15 protein-coding genes and 1 pseudogene are annotated in these 15636 nt (G+C 71.2%); 6 read left to right on the top strand and 10 right to left on the bottom strand.

Annotation, left to right across the window (positions count from 1 at the left end; genetic code table 11):
- A pseudogene (locus tag E1287_RS29020) lies at nt 1–502 on the bottom strand (hypothetical protein); the annotation flags it as partial.
- 239 nt (nt 503–741) lie between these two features.
- Here E1287_RS29020 and E1287_RS29025 point away from each other — a divergent pair.
- The gene (locus E1287_RS29025; protein WP_131968354.1) at nt 742–1161 is read left to right on the top strand and encodes a CBS domain-containing protein; all 420 of its coding nucleotides are present in this window, start codon (nt 742–744) and stop codon (nt 1159–1161) included.
- On the opposite strand, the gene E1287_RS29030 is transcribed toward E1287_RS29025, so the two are convergent.
- The gene (locus tag E1287_RS29030) at nt 1158–2324 is read right to left on the bottom strand and encodes an aminotransferase class V-fold PLP-dependent enzyme (protein ID WP_131968356.1); all 1167 of its coding nucleotides are present in this window, start codon (nt 2322–2324) and stop codon (nt 1158–1160) included. The genes E1287_RS29025 and E1287_RS29030 overlap by 4 nt on opposite strands.
- 195 nt (nt 2325–2519) lie before the next feature.
- Between E1287_RS29030 and E1287_RS29035 the strand changes: the two genes are divergently transcribed.
- On the top strand, nt 2520–4406 hold the full coding sequence (locus E1287_RS29035; protein WP_131968358.1) for an ABC transporter ATP-binding protein: 1887 nt from the start codon (nt 2520–2522) through the stop codon (nt 4404–4406).
- A gap of 111 nt (nt 4407–4517) precedes the next feature.
- On the top strand, nt 4518–4973 hold the full coding sequence (locus E1287_RS29040) for a VOC family protein (RefSeq protein WP_131968360.1): 456 nt from the start codon (nt 4518–4520) through the stop codon (nt 4971–4973).
- A gap of 81 nt (nt 4974–5054) precedes the next feature.
- Here the strand turns inward: E1287_RS29040 and E1287_RS29045 are convergent, their stop codons facing one another.
- The 5 genes from E1287_RS29045 to E1287_RS29065 are packed head-to-tail and all read right to left on the bottom strand — an operon-like array spanning nt 5055 to nt 7989.
- On the bottom strand, nt 5055–5498 hold the full coding sequence (locus E1287_RS29045; protein ID WP_131968362.1) for an SRPBCC domain-containing protein: 444 nt from the start codon (nt 5496–5498) through the stop codon (nt 5055–5057).
- 15 nt (nt 5499–5513) lie between these two features.
- On the bottom strand, nt 5514–6320 hold the full coding sequence (locus E1287_RS29050) for an ABC transporter permease (RefSeq protein ID WP_131968364.1): 807 nt from the start codon (nt 6318–6320) through the stop codon (nt 5514–5516).
- A gap of 37 nt (nt 6321–6357) precedes the next feature.
- Entirely contained in the window at nt 6358–7293 is a 936-nt protein-coding gene (locus E1287_RS29055) for an ATP-binding cassette domain-containing protein (protein ID WP_131968366.1), read from the bottom strand.
- Nucleotides 7290–7610, bottom strand: a complete 321-nt coding sequence (locus E1287_RS29060; protein WP_131968368.1) for a metalloregulator ArsR/SmtB family transcription factor — start codon at nt 7608–7610, stop codon at nt 7290–7292. Before E1287_RS29060 ends, E1287_RS29055 begins: the two co-directional genes overlap by 4 nt.
- A gap of 19 nt (nt 7611–7629) precedes the next feature.
- Nucleotides 7630–7989, bottom strand: a complete 360-nt coding sequence (locus E1287_RS29065; RefSeq protein ID WP_131968370.1) for a VOC family protein — start codon at nt 7987–7989, stop codon at nt 7630–7632.
- 89 nt (nt 7990–8078) lie between these two features.
- On the opposite strand from E1287_RS29065, the gene E1287_RS29070 reads away from it, so the two are divergent.
- Nucleotides 8079–9341, top strand: coding sequence for a cytochrome P450 (locus E1287_RS29070; RefSeq protein WP_131968372.1), 1263 nt, complete (start codon nt 8079–8081; stop codon nt 9339–9341).
- A 25-nt stretch (nt 9342–9366) separates the two neighbouring features.
- On the opposite strand, the gene E1287_RS29075 is transcribed toward E1287_RS29070, so the two are convergent.
- Both E1287_RS29075 and E1287_RS29080 read right to left on the bottom strand, forming a co-directional pair.
- Entirely contained in the window at nt 9367–10116 is a 750-nt protein-coding gene (locus E1287_RS29075) for an SDR family oxidoreductase (protein WP_131968374.1), read from the bottom strand.
- 163 nt (nt 10117–10279) lie between these two features.
- Nucleotides 10280–12979 carry a helix-turn-helix transcriptional regulator gene (locus tag E1287_RS29080; RefSeq protein WP_207934525.1) on the bottom strand — a complete coding sequence of 900 codons (2700 nt, stop codon included), beginning with the start codon at nt 12977–12979 and terminating at the stop codon, nt 10280–10282.
- 240 nt (nt 12980–13219) lie between these two features.
- Between E1287_RS29080 and E1287_RS29085 the strand changes: the two genes are divergently transcribed.
- Together E1287_RS29085 and E1287_RS29090 are read left to right on the top strand one after the other, a co-directional pair.
- Complete coding sequence (locus tag E1287_RS29085) at nt 13220–14233, top strand: hypothetical protein (protein WP_131968378.1); 1014 nt, start codon at nt 13220–13222, stop codon at nt 14231–14233.
- Nucleotides 14234–14559: 326 nt separating this feature from the next.
- The gene (locus E1287_RS29090) at nt 14560–14784 is read left to right on the top strand and encodes an SRPBCC domain-containing protein (RefSeq protein WP_131968380.1); all 225 of its coding nucleotides are present in this window, start codon (nt 14560–14562) and stop codon (nt 14782–14784) included.
- 37 nt (nt 14785–14821) lie between these two features.
- On the opposite strand, the gene E1287_RS29095 is transcribed toward E1287_RS29090, so the two are convergent.
- Nucleotides 14822–15604, bottom strand: coding sequence for a hypothetical protein (locus E1287_RS29095; protein ID WP_131968382.1), 783 nt, complete (start codon nt 15602–15604; stop codon nt 14822–14824).
- Nucleotides 15605–15636 lie beyond the last annotated feature (32 nt).

Raw genomic sequence — 15636 nt, forward strand, 5'->3', positions numbered from 1 at the left:
GCGCTGGGGTGGGCATTGGGGCGGAACCGTCCCACGGCACAGTCCATTGCCCGGACGACTGCACGGCCGGCAATTGCGGCGGCGCGTTCTGCGAAGGCCGGGATAGGACAGGCAGAGCCTCAACCCGCGTAGGCCCCGCGCCACCGGACTCTGGCGCAGACGGTGTTTCCGGTGGGACGTCCTCCGGTGCCTCAGCGTTTTCGGCACCGTCGTCCTCTGCGGCGGGCTTCGGGAGGTGGACGTACCAAGGGCCCTGCGGGGGAGCGGGCGCAGGTTCTTCGGACGCGTCGTCGTCCCTGTCGGACGCGTCGTCGCCCGCGTCGTCCTCGTCGTTCTCCGGTTCGGGCGCGGGGCGGCGGATGGAGATGTCGGGCCGGGTCAGGGAGACATTCTCCGGGATGCGGAATTCGGCGGTGGCGGCGCGGGCGGACTCGTGCTCCTCGTCGGCGCGCTGCTTCTTCGAGCCGGACGTCACCGGTTTCTGCTGGGCGTCGTCGTCCACGGCCCGACCCTCCTTGACTGGTTCCTCCAGGCGGACGGAGCGGCCTCCCCGACAACCCCCGTGCATCTTGAAGGATGCGCAGTTTATCGAGAAGGTTCACGTGCATCGGCACACGCCGCCGGGTGTCGCGACCGGCGCGGGCCGATGTCCTCGGCCTCCATGAGTGATCCCGGTTCTGCCGGGTAGGGGCCGACTCGTCCCCGGGGCCCAGAGGCAACGCGAGGCTCAAGGAGTGAGCGATGGCTACGAAGGTGCGCGACATCATGACCGGCTCCCCGACGTCGGTGTCCCCGGAACTCGACATCGTGACCGTGGCGCGGGCGATGCGCGACGAGGACATCGGCGCGGTGCTGGTGATCGACGGCGAAGACCTGCAGGGCCTGGTCACCGACCGCGACCTGGTCATCCGGGGGCTGGCCGCGGGCGGCGACCCGGCCTACGCGAAGATCGGCGCCATCGCCAGCCGGGCGACCGCGACGGTCGGCCCGGACGACTCGCTGGACAAGGCCGCGCAGATCATGCGCGAGCGGTCCGTGCGGCGGCTCCCCGTCATCGAGGACGGACGCCCGGTCGGCATCGTGTCCATCGGCGACCTGGCGATGGAGAAGGACTCCCAATCGGCGCTGGCCGACATCAGCGCCGCCCGTCCGAACACCTAAACGGCGCCGGGCAGGACGGACAGCAGCCGTTCGATCTCGTTTTCGGTGTTGTAGTAGTGCACGGAGGCCCGCACGGCCGACGGGACGGAGTGCGGGTCATATCCGTGTGAGATCGGGTTCGTGACATTGATGTTGACGCCGCGTTCCCTTGCGGCTTCTTTGATGGCGGACGGCTCGTGGCCGTCCACGGTGAACGTGACGATGCCGGACGGCCGCACGCCCCTGTCCAAGACGGTGACACCAGGCCGGACGGCCAGTTCCTCACGCAGCGTCTGCGAGAGCCCTAGCACGCGCTTCTCGATTGCGGGCATTCCCAGGTCTGACGCGTAGTCGGCGGCCACGCCCAGCCCGATCTGCCCGGCGACGTACCGTTCCCATGTCTCGAATCGGACGGCGTCCTGGCGCATCTCGTAGCCGTCTGGTGCGTTCCAGGTGGCGGCCTGCAAATCGAGGAAGGGCGGCTCCAGCGTCCGGACGATTTCGCGCCGTGCGTACAGGAACCCGGTCCCGCGCGGGCCGCGCAGGAACTTGCGTCCGGTCGCGGACAGCAGGTCGCAGCCGATGTCGTTGACGCTCACGGCCAGCTGGCCGACCGACTGGCACGCGTCCAGGAGGTACAGGACGCCGTGCTCTCGGCAGAGCCGTCCGACCTCCGCGACCGGGTGGACGAGCCCATTGTGCGTAGGGACGTGGTTGAGCGACACCAGCCGGACGCCGCCTTTGACGAGTTCGGCCTCCAGCGCGTCCAGGGAAATCGTTCCGTTGGTCTCGTCCGGGACGACTTCCACACTCACGCCCTTGGCCGCGGCCATCTGCCGGTAGGCGATCGCGTTGCTGGAGTACTCGCTCGTCGTCGTGAGGATGCGGTCGCCGTCCGCGAACGGAATCGCATAGAACGCCATGTCCCACGCACGGGTGGCGTTCTCCACGTACGCGATCTCGTCGGCGTGCGCGCCGATCAACCGTGCGACCGCGGCATAGAAATTCTGGACGGACGCCGCGTTCCGTTCCGCCGCCTCGTACCCGCCGATCGTCGACTCCAGCGCGAAATGCCTGGTCACCGCGTCGATCACCGGACGCGGCGGCAGCGCGGCGCCGGCGTTGTTGAGGTGGGCCACGCTCGCGCAGCCGGGGGTGTCGGACCGGAGCTCGTCGATGTCCACGTGCCGCCTTCCCTTGAAATCTTGCCTTCCCTCGGAAATGTCGTACCCGTCCGGCACGCTGGAGTGCACGGGTCGCGCGCCGGGGCGCCGCCCCTTGACCTCAACCTCCGTTGAGGTCGCATGCTTGCTCTGCCCGGGCTCTCCTCGGGCTCAGCTCAGGCTAACGATCAGTGCGAACGATCAGCGGGGGTCGTCATGGACATGGAAGTCACCGCGTGGATGTCGCTGCACCACGCGATGAACGCGCGCGACAGCAGGCCCTTCTCGAAGAAGACCCTGCGCCGCATCAGCGGGTTCGCCCGCCCCCACAGACGGGCGCTGGCCGCCTTCCTCGCGCTCAGCGTGGCCTTGGCCGTCCTCACGGTCGCGACGCCCGTGCTGGCCGGACGGGTCGTCAACGCCATCGTCGACCAGGCCGCCACGTCCACGGTCGTGGGCCTCGCCGTGCTGATCGCCGTCCTGGCGCTCGGCGAGGGCGGGCTCGGACTCGCCAACCGGTGGCTGTCCGCCCGCATCGGCGAGGGGCTGATCCTCGACCTGCGCACCTCGGTGTTCGACCACGTCCAGCGCATGCCGGTCGCGTTCTTCACCCGCACCCGCACCGGCGCGCTCGTCAGCCGCCTCAACAACGACGTCATCGGCGCCCAGCGCGCTTTCAGCGACACCCTCTCCGGCGTCGTCAGCAACCTGGTGACGGTGCTGCTCACGTTCGCCGTGATGGTGCAGATCTCCTGGCAGATCACCCTTCTCGCGCTGGTCCTGCTGCCCGTGTTCGTCCTCCCGGCCCGCCGGATGGGCAGCCGCCTGGCGCGGCTCGAACGCGAAGCCGCCGCGCACGACGCGGCGATGAGCACGCAGATGACCGAGCGCTTCTCCGCGCCCGGCGCGACGCTGGTGAAGCTGTTCGGCCGCCCGTCGCGGGAGTCCGCCGAGTTCGCGGCGCGGGCCCGGCGCGTCCGCGACATCGGCGTCCGCACCGCGATGGTGCAGCACGTCTTCATCACGGCCCTGACCATGGTGTCCGCGCTGGCGCTGGCGCTCGTCTACGGGCTCGGCGGCTTCCTGTCCCTGCGCGGCAGCCTCGACGCCGGCGCCGTCGTCGCCCTCGCGCTGCTCCTCACCCGCCTCTACGCGCCGCTCACCGCGCTGGCCAGCGCCCGCGTCGAGGTGATGAGCGCCCTGGTCAGCTTCGAGCGCGTCTTCGAGGTCCTGGACATGCGGCCGCTGGTCGCCGAGAAGCCCGCGCCCGAGATCCGCACCGTCCCTGACGGTCCCGTGTCCGTCGAGTTCGACGGGGTCCGCTTCGCCTACCCGTCCGCCGACAAGGTCTCCCTGGCCTCGCTCGAAGAGGTCGCGACCCTCGACACCCGCGGCGGCGTCGACGTCCTGCACGACATCTCGTTCCGCGCCGAACCCGGCCAGATGATCGCGCTCGTCGGCTCGTCCGGGGCCGGGAAGTCGACCATCGCCCAGCTCCTGCCCCGCCTCTACGACGTCGACGAGGGCTCCGTCCGGCTCGGCGGCGTCGACGTCCGCGACCTGTCCTTCCAGGGCATCCGCGACACGCTCGGGATGGTCACGCAGGACGGACACCTGTTCCACGAGTCGATCCGCGAGAACCTCCTCCTCGCCCGTCCCGAGGCCGCCGAGGACGAGCTGTGGGACGTCCTGCACCGCGCCCGCCTCGACACCCTCATCAAGGGCCTCCCGGACGGCCTCGACACCATCGTCGGCGAGCGCGGCTACCGCCTCTCCGGCGGCGAGCGCCAGCGCCTCACCATCGCCCGCCTCCTCCTCGCCCGCCCCCGCGTCGTGATCCTGGACGAGGCCACCGCCCACCTAGACTCGACGTCCGAGGCCGCCGTCCAAGAAGCGCTGACCGAGGCCCTCGACGGCCGCACCGCCGTCGTCATCGCCCACCGCCTCAGCACCGTCCGCGCCGCCGACCTCATCCTCGTCGTCGAGGACGGCCGCATCATCGAACGCGGAACCCACGCCGACCTCCTAGCCACCGAAGGCCGCTACGCCGACCTGTACCGCACCCAGTTCGCCGACCAACCACCCCTAGAACCCGTCGCCTGACCCCCAGGTTTGAGCACCTGCCCATGGGGAGGACACGCCGCGTAGGAAACACCACGCGCCGTCAGGCTCCCACGCGCCGCAGGGGAGTGACATGGCTGGGGAGGAAGCGAGATGGTCGATCGGGCGGAGTTGCCTGCTCCTGTGGAGGGGCTGGTGCTGACGCATTTTCTGACCGTGCGGGACGTCGCGCGGTCGCGCGCGTTCTACGCGGACGTCTTCGGCGGCACGGTGGTGCTGGACGAGAACCCCGCCATCGTCAAGGTCGCCAACACCTGGATCATCATGAACCCCGGCGGCGGCCCCACGCCGGACAAACCGGACGTCACGCTGACGGCGCCCGAGCCCGGCGACCCGGTCTCCGCGTTCATGAACGTCCGTGTCGCCGACATCGCCACGTTCTACAGGGCGGCGACCGCCCGCGGCGCCGAGTTCCTCACCGAGCCGATCGACCGCAAGGCCGAACTGCGCTGCTACATGCGCGACCCGGACGGCCACCTCATCGAGGTCGGCCAGGCCACCGGCATGCTCGAAGGCATCTACGCCGACCCGCCCGCCACCTCCGGATAGCCCGTCCCGCCGGGCTTGGCGGCACCGGGAGAGGGAGGCTCAGCGGCCATGGTCTCTGCGGAGGAAGCGGTCCCGCTGCGGTCAGGGGGTTTCGGTTAGGAGTTGGTGGAGGGCTCGGATCACGTGGGAGCGCCAGCCGCTGCCCATGCCGCGGAAGGCGAAGGCGTGGACGGGATCGTCCAGGTCGAAGCCCTCGTGCCGGATGAACAGGCGGGTGCCTCGGCCCTCGGGGACGAGTTGCCAGGTCACCGTCGTGTCGAGGCCGCCGCCGCCCCAGCTGATGCGCAGGAGGCGTTCGGCGTCGAGGTCGAGGACCTGGCAGCGGATCGTCCCGTCGAAGTCGACGTTCGGGATCGGACGGGTCGCGAAGGCGAAGCGGTGGCCGACCACGGGCTTGAAGTCGTTCGGCATCAGCCAGCGGGCCAGCAGGTCCGGGTCGGTGAGCGCCCGCCAGACCTTGGCGGGCGGATGCGGGAGGAACTCGTCCACCTCGATGGCCGCCCGCTCGCCACTCGTTCCGTCCATGCGGCGTCCTCCCTTTCAGATCCGGCGGAAGCGGGCGACGGCGACGGCGGCGGAGACGATGACGATCCCCGCCGTCCACGCCAGCGCCCGCGAGATCTCGCCGGTGTGCGGCCCCGCGTCCTGGGTGAGGGACCGGACGGCGTCCATCATGACGGTCACCGGCTGGTGCTCGGCGAAACCGCGCAGCCATCCCGGCATCGTCTCCACGGGGACGTAGGCGCTGGACACGAAGCTCAGCGGCAGCGCGAGGAACCCGGCGCCCTGCGCGGCCTGCGGGTTCGCGGTGAGCAGGCCGACCGCGACGAACGTCCACACGAAGGCGAAGCCGAACAGGACGCAGAGGCCGAACGCGGCCAGCGCGGAGGCCCAGCCCGTGTGCACGCGGAACCCGACGGCGAAGGCCAGCGCGGCGGAGACCGCGAGGATCAGCGTGACGCGGACGGTGTCGGCCAGCACCTGCCCGGCGATGACGGCGGTGCGCGGCATCGGCAGCGACTTCAGCCGGTCGAGGTAGCCGGAGGCGGCGTCGTCGGCGACCGCGACCGCCGCGCTCATCCCGGCGAACAGCCCGCTCACCGTCAGCAGGCCGGGGATCATGTAGTCGACGTAGCCGGTGCCGCGGGTGTCGATGGCGCCGCCGAACACGTACCGGAAGATCAGCAGGAACGCGACGCTCTGCACGAGGCCCATCACGATGATCTGCGGTGTCCGGAGCGTCCGGCGGAGCCCGCGCTGGGCGACGACCCAGCTCGCCGTGCCCAGGCCGGGCCCGCCGCCGGACGCGGGCCCGCCGGGTCCGGCGGGTGTTTGCGTCACTGCCATGGCGGGCTTCCTACAGTCGGCGCGTCGTGCTCAGCGTTCATGTCGGGTCCGATCCGGTCAGGGCGAGGAAGACCTCGTCGAGGGTCGGGCGGCGGAGGGCGATGTCCGCGATGGCGGCGTGGTGCCCGGCCAGCGCGTGGACGGCCTTCACCAAGTCGTCTGGACCGTTCCCGGCGGGCATCCTCAGGAGGAGGGAGGACGGGTCGGCCTGGACGGTGCCGACCTCCTCCAGTGCGCGTGCCGCTGGTGCGACAGCGGCTTGGTCCCGGAGGCGCACCTCCACGAGATCGCTCCCGACCTGCGATTTCAGCTCCCGGGGCGTGCCCTCGGCCACGACCCGGCCCCGGTCGATGATCACGACCTGGTCGGCGAGGCGGTCGGCCTCGTCCAGGTACTGGGTGGTCAGCAGGACGTCGGTGCCCGCGGCCACGAGGTCGCCGATGGCGTCCCACAGCCCGATCCGGCTGCGCGGGTCGAGGCCGGTGGTGGGCTCGTCCAGCAGCAGCAGCCGGGGCGCGCCGACCAGGCTCGCGCCCAGGTCGAGGCGGCGGCGCATCCCGCCGGAGTAGGTGCGGACGAGCCGGTCGGCGACCTCGTCCAGCGCGAGGCGTTCCAAGACGGTCCGCGCGCTCGCGCGGGCGGCGCTGCGGCCCTGTCCGAACAGCCGGGCGATCATCTCCAGGTTCTCCCGGCCGGTCATCGCCGCCTCGACGGTTGCGTGCTGCCCGGCCAGGCCGATGATCCGCCGCACTTTGTCTGGTTCTCGGACGGCGTCGATCCCGTCTACGCGCAGCGTCCCGCCGTCAGGCCGGACGAGCGTCGCCACCGACCGGACGAACGTGGTCTTTCCGGCGCCGTTCGGGCCGAGCAGCGCGACCACCCGGCCGGGTTCGGCGACGAGGTCGAGCCCGGCGAGGGCCGTCACGTCGCCGAACCGCTTGACGAGGCCCTCGGCCTCCAGGACCGGCGTCACAGCTCGTCCTCCTCGTCCAGCAGTTTCCGCAGGTCGGAGAGCCGTTCGCGCCAGAACCGCTCGTAGGGGCTCAGCCATTCCGACAGCTCGCGCAGCGGCTCGGCCTCCAGCCGGTAGATGCGCCGCCGGCCGTCGCGCCGCTCGCTGACCAGCCCGGCGTCGCGCAGCACCTTCAGATGCTCCGAGACGCTCGGGCGGCTCATCGCGAAATGCGACGCCAGGTCGTTCACCGGGCGCGGGCCGTCCAGCAGCAGCGCCGTCAGCCGCCGCCGGACGGGGCTCGCCAGCGCCGCGAAGACGTCCACGTCACTGTCCATCTCGGTTCCCGGCCGCCGGTCAGCGCGCCGCGAGGACGATGCCGTTGCCGTCGGGGTCGGTGAGCGTCGCCTGCCGTCCCCAGGGCAGGTCCTGCGGCCCGTCGACGTCGACCCCGGCGCCACGGAGCTGCTCGCAGTCGGCGTCCAGGTCGGACGTCTCCAGGATCAGCCCGTGGACGCTGCCCGGCGTCACTCCCGGGACATGGTTGGCGAGGACGACGTTCGTCTGCGCGCCCTTCGGGGCGAGCTGGAGCCAGCGGATCGGCCCGTTGGACTGGTCGGACACGACCTCGAAGCCGAGCGTGTCCGCGTAGAAGGCCTTGGCGGCGTCCTGGTCGGACACCGGGACGGTCAGCAGGCGCACATGCGTGATGTTCATGCGGCAGACGATACGTAGGTGATTCCCTACCTGTCAAACGTAGGAATCTCCCTACGCATCAGTGCCGATCTCGGGGGCAGTGACGACCCATGCGCCTCATCGAACGCCTTGACAGCACCTTGCCGCTGGCGGCGCGACCCTACGGGCTGTTGTCGGCCCGCGCCCGCCGCCTGAACCGCGACGTCTACGACACGCGCCTTCTGCTGCAGAAGACGACCTGCATGACGGGTGCGGACGCGGCGCGCGTCTTCTACGACCCGGACCTCTTCGTCCGGGCCGATGCCGCGCCGCGCCGGCTGAGCCTCACGCTGTTCGGCGAGAACGGCGTGCAGTCGCTGGACGGAGAAAGGCATCGCGCGCGCAAGGCGATGTTCATGTCGCTGATGACCGCGGACGCCCGGGACGAGCTCCGCGACATCGCGTCCAGGATCTGGTGGGAACGCATCCGGGACTGGGAGGGACGGCGGCGGGTCGTCCTGTTCGACGGGGTCAGCGAGCTGCTGTGCCAGGCCGTCTGCGCCTGGACGGGAGTGCCCGTCGCCGAGCGCCGCATCCCCGCGATCACCAGTCTGCTCACTGCGCTGATCGACGCCCCCGCCGCCGTCGGCCCACGCTACCGGCGCGGACGCACCGCCCGGAAGATCGCCGACCGCTGGGCCGCCGAGCACGTCCGCCGCGCCCGCGTCGCCCCCGCCTCGGAGGGCACCTCGGCCTTGGACGTCATCGCGTCCTTCCGCGACACCGACGGACGCCTCCTGCCCCCGGACGTGGCGGGCGTCGAACTGCTCAACGTCCTCCGTCCCACTGTGGCGGTGGCGCGCTTCGTCGTCTTCGCCGCCCTCGCCCTGCACGGAAATCCTCAATGGCGGCACCGTCTCGCGACCGAGGACGATCCGGAACTGCTGGAAGCGTTCGTCCAGGAGGTAAGGCGCTTCTACCCGTTCTTCCCGATGGCCGCCGCGCGGGCCGCACGCGACTTCGAATGGCGCGGCCACCATTTCCCCAAGGGGCGCCGAGTCCTGCTCGACCTGCACGGAACCGACCACGATCCGCGCTTGTGGGAGCGTCCCGAACAGTTCCGGCCCGAGCGTTTCATGGGCCGGGAACCGGACGCCTATTCCATGATCCCGCAGGGCGGCGGGGACCATTACGACGGGCACCGCTGCGCCGGAGAATGGATCACCAAGGATCTGATGAAGGTGTCCGTCACCGCGCTGACCCGGTGGATGAGCTACTCGGTGCCCGCGCAGGACCTGCGCGTCCACCCGTGGCGGGCCCCGGCCGTCCCCAAGAGCCGCTTCATCGTCACCCAGGTCGCCGACACCCGCGTCGACGCCGCCGCAGGCCGCTGACCTGCGACGGCGCGGGCGCGGGCGATCAGTCGACCAGGGCCCCGGCGGTGATGTTGACCTGGGTCGAGGTGAGGCTGGCGGCGCGGTCGGAGGCGAGGAACGCGGCGACGTGGCCGACGTCGGCGAGGGACGCGGCGCGCTTGAGCAGGGTGTCGTCCACGATCTGCTGCTTCATCGGCGCCATCTCCGGAACGTCGGGGAAGGACTCGGGGACGCCGCCGCTCTTCATCGACAGCACGCGGACCGAGTGCGGCCCCAGCTCGCACGCCCACTGCCGGCGCATCGCCTCGATCATGTCGAACCCGACCTGCACGTTCCCGAGGCCCGGCGAGCGGTTCGTGCTGTCGGAGCCGCCGAAGTGCAGGATCACGCCGGAGCCCTGCTTGATCATGTGGCGCGCGGCGGCCTGCGTGGTCAGCATGAACGTCCGGGCCATCTTCTCCAGGGACGCGGCGAACTCGCCGATCGGCATCTCGATCATGGGCCGGAACAGCCCGTCCATCGAGATGGCGTTCACCGAGACGTCGACGCTGCCGGCGGTCGAGGCGACGGAGTCGACCCAGCTGTTGACGGCGTCCTCGTCCAGGGCGTCCACGCGGGCGGTCTCGGCGAGGCCGCCGGCCCCGCGGATCTCCTCGGCGACGGTGTCGAGCGTGGCGGGCGTCCGTCCGGCGAGGAAGACCCGCGCTCCTTCGGCGGCGAAGGCCCGCGCCATGGTGCCGCCGATCGTCCCGCCGCCGCCGTAGATGATCGCGGTCTTGTTCTCCAGAAGCATCGTTCTCTCCGTTCGTCTCGAGTGGTCTCGAAGGTAGGCGCGCGGCCGCAGGTCCCGCATCGGTCGCGGAACGTACCCTGAAAAGCGCAGGTCAGAGCAAGAATCGGCCGCAGCGAAGACTTTCCGGGCGGACGCGCCGCGCCGACGTACCGGTACGGCTAAGTCAGATGACCGATACGAGCCGGGCCAGCTCCATCCGCCGGGTCACGCCGATCTTCGGATACGCCTTGTAGAGGTGGTGCCCGACCGTGCGCGGGCTCAGGTAGAGCTGCGCGGCGATCTCGCGGTTGCTGAGCCCGGTGGCGGCGAGCCGGACGACCTGCAGCTCCTGCGGGGTCAGCCGCTTGAGCGGGTCGGCGTCCCCGGCGCGGGCCGCCGGACGGTCGCCGAGCGCCTCCAGTTCGGCGCGGGCGCGCTCGGCCCAGCGTTCGGCGCCGAGCCGGTCGAACGCGTCCAGGGCGGAGGTCAGCTCGGTGCGCGCCTCCGTGCGGCGGCGCCGGCGGCGCAGCCATTCGCCGTAGAGGAGACGCGTCCGCGCGGCGTCGTAGGCGTGGTCGCCGTGCAGGCTCAGCGCGGCCCGGTAGTGCTCGTCCGCGCCGTCGCCGCCGGACAGCAGCGCGCGGCAGCGCGACACCAGCGCGGTGAACGACGTGGCCGCCGCCCATGCCTCGAAGGCGGGCAGGTATGTCCGGGCCAGGTCAGGGCGTCCGGCCCGCACCGCCGCCTCCGCATGGTCCGGGACGGCGCGGATCAGCACGTCGTGCCGCGCGGGGCCGGAGCACACGGCGTCCAGATGCTCCAGCGCGGCGTCGGCGTGGCCGTCCGCGAGATCGTGCAGGCCGAGCCCCCAGGACGCCAGCGCCGCGTTGGCCGGCATCGGTTCGGCCTGACGGAGGACATCGGGCGCCATCGAACGGCTGCGCCCGGCGTCCGACTCCAGCCGGACCGTGATGCATTTCAGCGCTGTGACCTGCATGTCCATGCCGATGTCGGCGGCCAGCGACAGGCCCTCCGAGGCGGCGGACTCGGCGCCGTGCAGGTCGCCGAGCAGCAGCCGTCCGATCGCGAGGGGCTCCAGGACGTACGGCAGCCAGCCGAGCGCGCCCTGCGCCTTGACCTCCGCCGCGAGGCCCTCCAGCAGCGCGATCGCGGCCCGGTCGTCGGCCACCAGCAGCCCCAGGAAACTCGCGATGATGCGTTCGAGGACGCCGTCGACGTCACCCGTCCGCGCCGCCTCGACCAGGGCCCGCATCGGCCGGACGGCCCCGGACGCGCCACCCGGCAACCGCCCGTAGGCGATCAGGCCGCTCGCCACCAGCGCCTTGGCGGAGCCCGCCGGAACCTTCGCCCTCCTCAGCAGCTCGACGGCGTCCCGGACGAGATCATGCGCGCCCGCGTCCCGCGCGGCCCAGACGGCCTCGGTCAGCATGGACACCGCCTGCTCGGGATCGCTCTCCACGATCAGCGCCGCGCCCTCCAGCGCGAGCTCGGCGTCGGCGGCCGGGGACGTGCGCTCGTACGCGACCTGCGCGCGGATGAACGTGGCCTCGGCGATGACCCCGTCGTCCCCGGTCAGGTGGGCGGCCTCCGCCGCGAGCCGGGTGGCGGCGTCGGGACGTCCGGCGTCGTAGGCGGCCCGCGCCGCGTGGACGAGCCGCCGCGCCTTGCCCTCCGCGTCCGTGCTGAGCCGCGCCGCCCGCTCGAAGGCGGCGGCGACGGCGGCCGACCCGCCCCTGTCCCCGGCCCGCCGCGCGGCCCGCTCCAGCTCGGCCGCGACGCTCTCGTCCGGCCCGGTCGCGGCCGCCGCCAGATGCCACGCCCGCCGGTCGGCGTGCTCGTCGCCGCCGAGCGTCCCGGCCAGAGCCGCATGGACGGCGATCCGCTGATGATGCGTCGCGTTCTGGTACGTCACAGCACGGATGAGCGGATGCCGGAACCGCACCTCCTCGCCGTCGAGCACGACCAGCCGGGCCTCCTCCGCAGGCCCCAGATCGGCCGCGCCGAGCCCGAGCGTCTCCGCCGCCCGCAGCACAACGCCCAGGTCAGCGGTGCCGTCGGCCGCGACGACCAGCAGCAGCAACCGCGTGGCCTCGGGCATCTCCGCCAGCTGGAGCCGGAACGCCTCCTGGACGCGTCCGCCGATCTGCCCGCCCACCGGCAGCGGCCCGGCATGCCGGGCGGGCTGAGACTGGAGCGCGTTCGCGAGCTCGATCAGGGCCAGCGGGTTGCCGCCCGCCTCGTCCAAAAGCCGCTCCCGCACCGGGACCGTCAGGCCGGGCGCGTGCGCGTCCACAAGGTCCTGCGCGGCGGCGCGCTCCAGCCCCTCCAGCCGGACGACGTCCAGCCCGTGGTCGGGGAACGGGGCGGCGGCGTCCCGCACCGTGAAGATCATGGCGATCGGGTCGGCGGTGAGCCTGCGGGCGGCGAACAGCAGCGCGTCCAGCGAGGCCCGGTCGAGCCACTGCGCGTCATCGACGAGACACAGCACCGGACGGTCCGCGGCCAGCTCGGACAGCAGCGTCAACGTCGCCGCGCCGATCAGGAACCGGTCGCTGACCTGCCCGGACGCCAGCCCGAACGCCGACCGCAGCGCCGCCGCCTGCTGTCCGGGCAGCGCGTCGAACCGGTCGGCGTACGGGTAGAGCATCAGGTGCAGCCCGCTGAACGGCAGCTCCGACTCGGACTCGAGACCGGCCCCGCGGACGAGCCGCATGCCCGTCGCGTCCGCCGCGACCTGCTCGATCAGCGAGGTCTTCCCGATGCCCGCCTCGCCCCGGATCACCAGCGCCCCGCTCCGCCCGGAACGAGCCCCCTCCAGCACCCCGCCGACGCGCTCCCTCTCGCGATCCCGCCCAATGAGCACGCCCAAACAGTAACAAAGCCGGGACATTCATCCCGGCAGTTCCCACCACGGCTGTCAGGACGAGACGGAGGCCCGGCCGGGACTCTGCGCAACTCTTTATCGGGCCGGGAGCCCTTGCGCTGCGCATCCGGCAGATTCAAGCGGAAGAGATGCCGGAACCGGACGTTGCCCAACTAACCGCGTTGCTCGAAGGTTGTTTTCGCACCGGCATGATCGCCTCGGGGGATTGGAGGAACTGCGATGGAATCCGACGACGCCGTCCCCGATGACCTGGGCGATGTCCCTTCTTTCAAGGCGGGCCTGCGGCGGCTGAAAGCCTGGTCGGGGATCTCCTACCGGGAACTGGAGCGGAAGGCGAAGGCGACCGGGGAGATCCTCCCGGCCACCACCATCGCGGACATGCTCAGCCCCTCTCGTCCCCGCATGCCCCGAGAGAACCAGGTCAGAGCGCTCGTCCGCGCATGCGGTTGCGACGAGGACCAGGTCGCCGCCTGGGTCAGGACGCGCCGCCGGATCGTGATGAGCGAGGCCGCGCCGCCGGAGGGCCGCCCCGGCGCACGCGAGGATGGCGGGCCGCCCGGTCCGGACGTCGCTCCGGCTCCGGACGACCCGCACGTCCGCACAGGTCCGGCGGGCGACGACGTCGTCCCGCCGCGCCGGATGTCCGGCCGTACCGCGAAACTGCTGACGGCCTGCGGGATCCTGCTGCTGGTCGGCACCGGTGCGCCCCTCGCAGCACCGGTACTCGACGGCCAAGTCAGGCCCGCGGACGCTGCACGACCGCAGACGACCGCGCCATCCGCGCCGGGTCTGCCGGCATCGGGGCCGTACCGCATTCGCGTCGCGCATTCGGGCCTGTGCTTGTCCGAGCGGCGAGGCACCACGAGCGGCCTCGTCCTGCAAACTCAATGTGCCCGTGCCTTTCCGCTAATGTCCTTGGAAAGCCAGACCGCCGCCCGGTATCGCATTGCCACCGACCACCCCGAGTTCGGGCCGGGCTGCATGGGCATCTCCAGGGCCCGGAGAACTCCCGGCCCATATGTGTTCAATGATTTCTGCGGCAACGAGAACAAAGGGGCGGAGGTATTCCTCCTCACCAGCGTCATCACACCGGTCCCCGGCTACACAATCCGGGTCGCCCACAACGGCCTTTGCCTTGGATTTCCCGAGAACACCACTCGCGACGGTGCGCCGTTGCATCAGATGGAGTGCGACCAAAGCCCCGGCCAGGTCTTCACCGTAGAACCACGGTAGTCGCCGGACCGCACCTCAGCCGGATCGGCCTGCTGGTGCACATACCCCATCGCCGTTGGGTCCTATTCCGACCACCGCCAACGCAGTGAGGGCGGGCGCTCGCCAGTCTCATGTTGTCCCTTTCAGGTGACTGAAATGCCGATCGCCTGACAATTGATCACGCTGAGCGCTGAGGGCAATCACCTGACCCGTCCGACCTCGTCCGAGGTCGTCCGCACCTGTACGGCAATCCCATCACCCCAGGTCAGCAGCCGGCCATCGGCCGACCACCCCATAAATGATCACCGCAGAGCATGCCTAGGCTGGACGCCATGTAGCCGACTCGGATGAGCAGCCCGGACGAGCAGGTCGTCGAGGTGTCCCAGTTCGAGACCGACGACCCCGAACTGAGCGGCCAGATGACGATGACCACCACGCTCACGGACGTGGACGGCGGCACCGAGGTCCTCATCGTGCACGAGGGCATTCCCGACAGCGTCCCCGCCGCGGACAACGAAACCGGCACCCGAATGGCCTTGGACGACCTCGCCGACCTGGTCGAGACCGACTAGCGTCGCTCCGAGCCGTCCAACACCTGCTCAGGGCAGGTCACCAGAGGAGCGTGGCGGCGGGACGGGTCTCGGCGCCTGGCCAGACGACCTTTCCTCGGGTGCGGCCGCGCAGCAGGAACGGCGACGTGATGCGCTGCGCATGCCCCGAGCTGTGCTCGACATGCGTTTCGACCGTGCCTTCACCGACCAGCGTGCCTTCACCGACCAGCGACACGGCCAGACCGCGTAGTCGCCGACGGTCGCCCTGATAGTTCCCGACGATTCCGGCGACGTTCGGCGCGGGGCCGACGAAATACTGAGGCGATGAGACGCCGCCATTCGCGTCGAGGGTGAGGAGCAAGGCGAAAGGCGCGCTGTCGCCGTGGAGAAGACGTTTCTCCACGGCGTCGCGCGCGTTCTGGAACAGAGAGGCCAGGTCGGCGTCGACATTGACGGGCGCCGGCGTGGCCCCGGCGGGCAGGTCATCGGAATCGACGTCGAACCCCGACGCGCTGTCATGGAGAACGCCGGACCACAGCGAGGTGAAGGAATCGCAGATCGCCTTCACCACGTCCCAGTCGACGTTCTCCGGCGGGAGCGTCAACAGTGCGTAGGCGTCGGGCGTCAGCCCGGGAACGGCGGTGTCGGCGCCATAGTCCTGGATGGTGCTCCAGGTGTAGATCTGCGAGGCGGCGAACACCTCAAGGTTCACGCCGTCGTCGCGGTCCCGGCCGGGACGGACGAGCTCGGCCGAGGCGTACCGGTCACCGGCCGACTTGCGGTCGCGCGCCTGGACCCGCGACCCCCGCTCGGCGGCCCGGCGAAAGACCCGATCCAGCATCTCCGTGGCGCCCAGCCGGTCGGAGGCGCAGA

Source organism: Actinomadura sp. KC06, assembly GCF_004348735.1.
Lineage (GTDB): Bacteria > Actinomycetota > Actinomycetes > Streptosporangiales > Streptosporangiaceae > Spirillospora.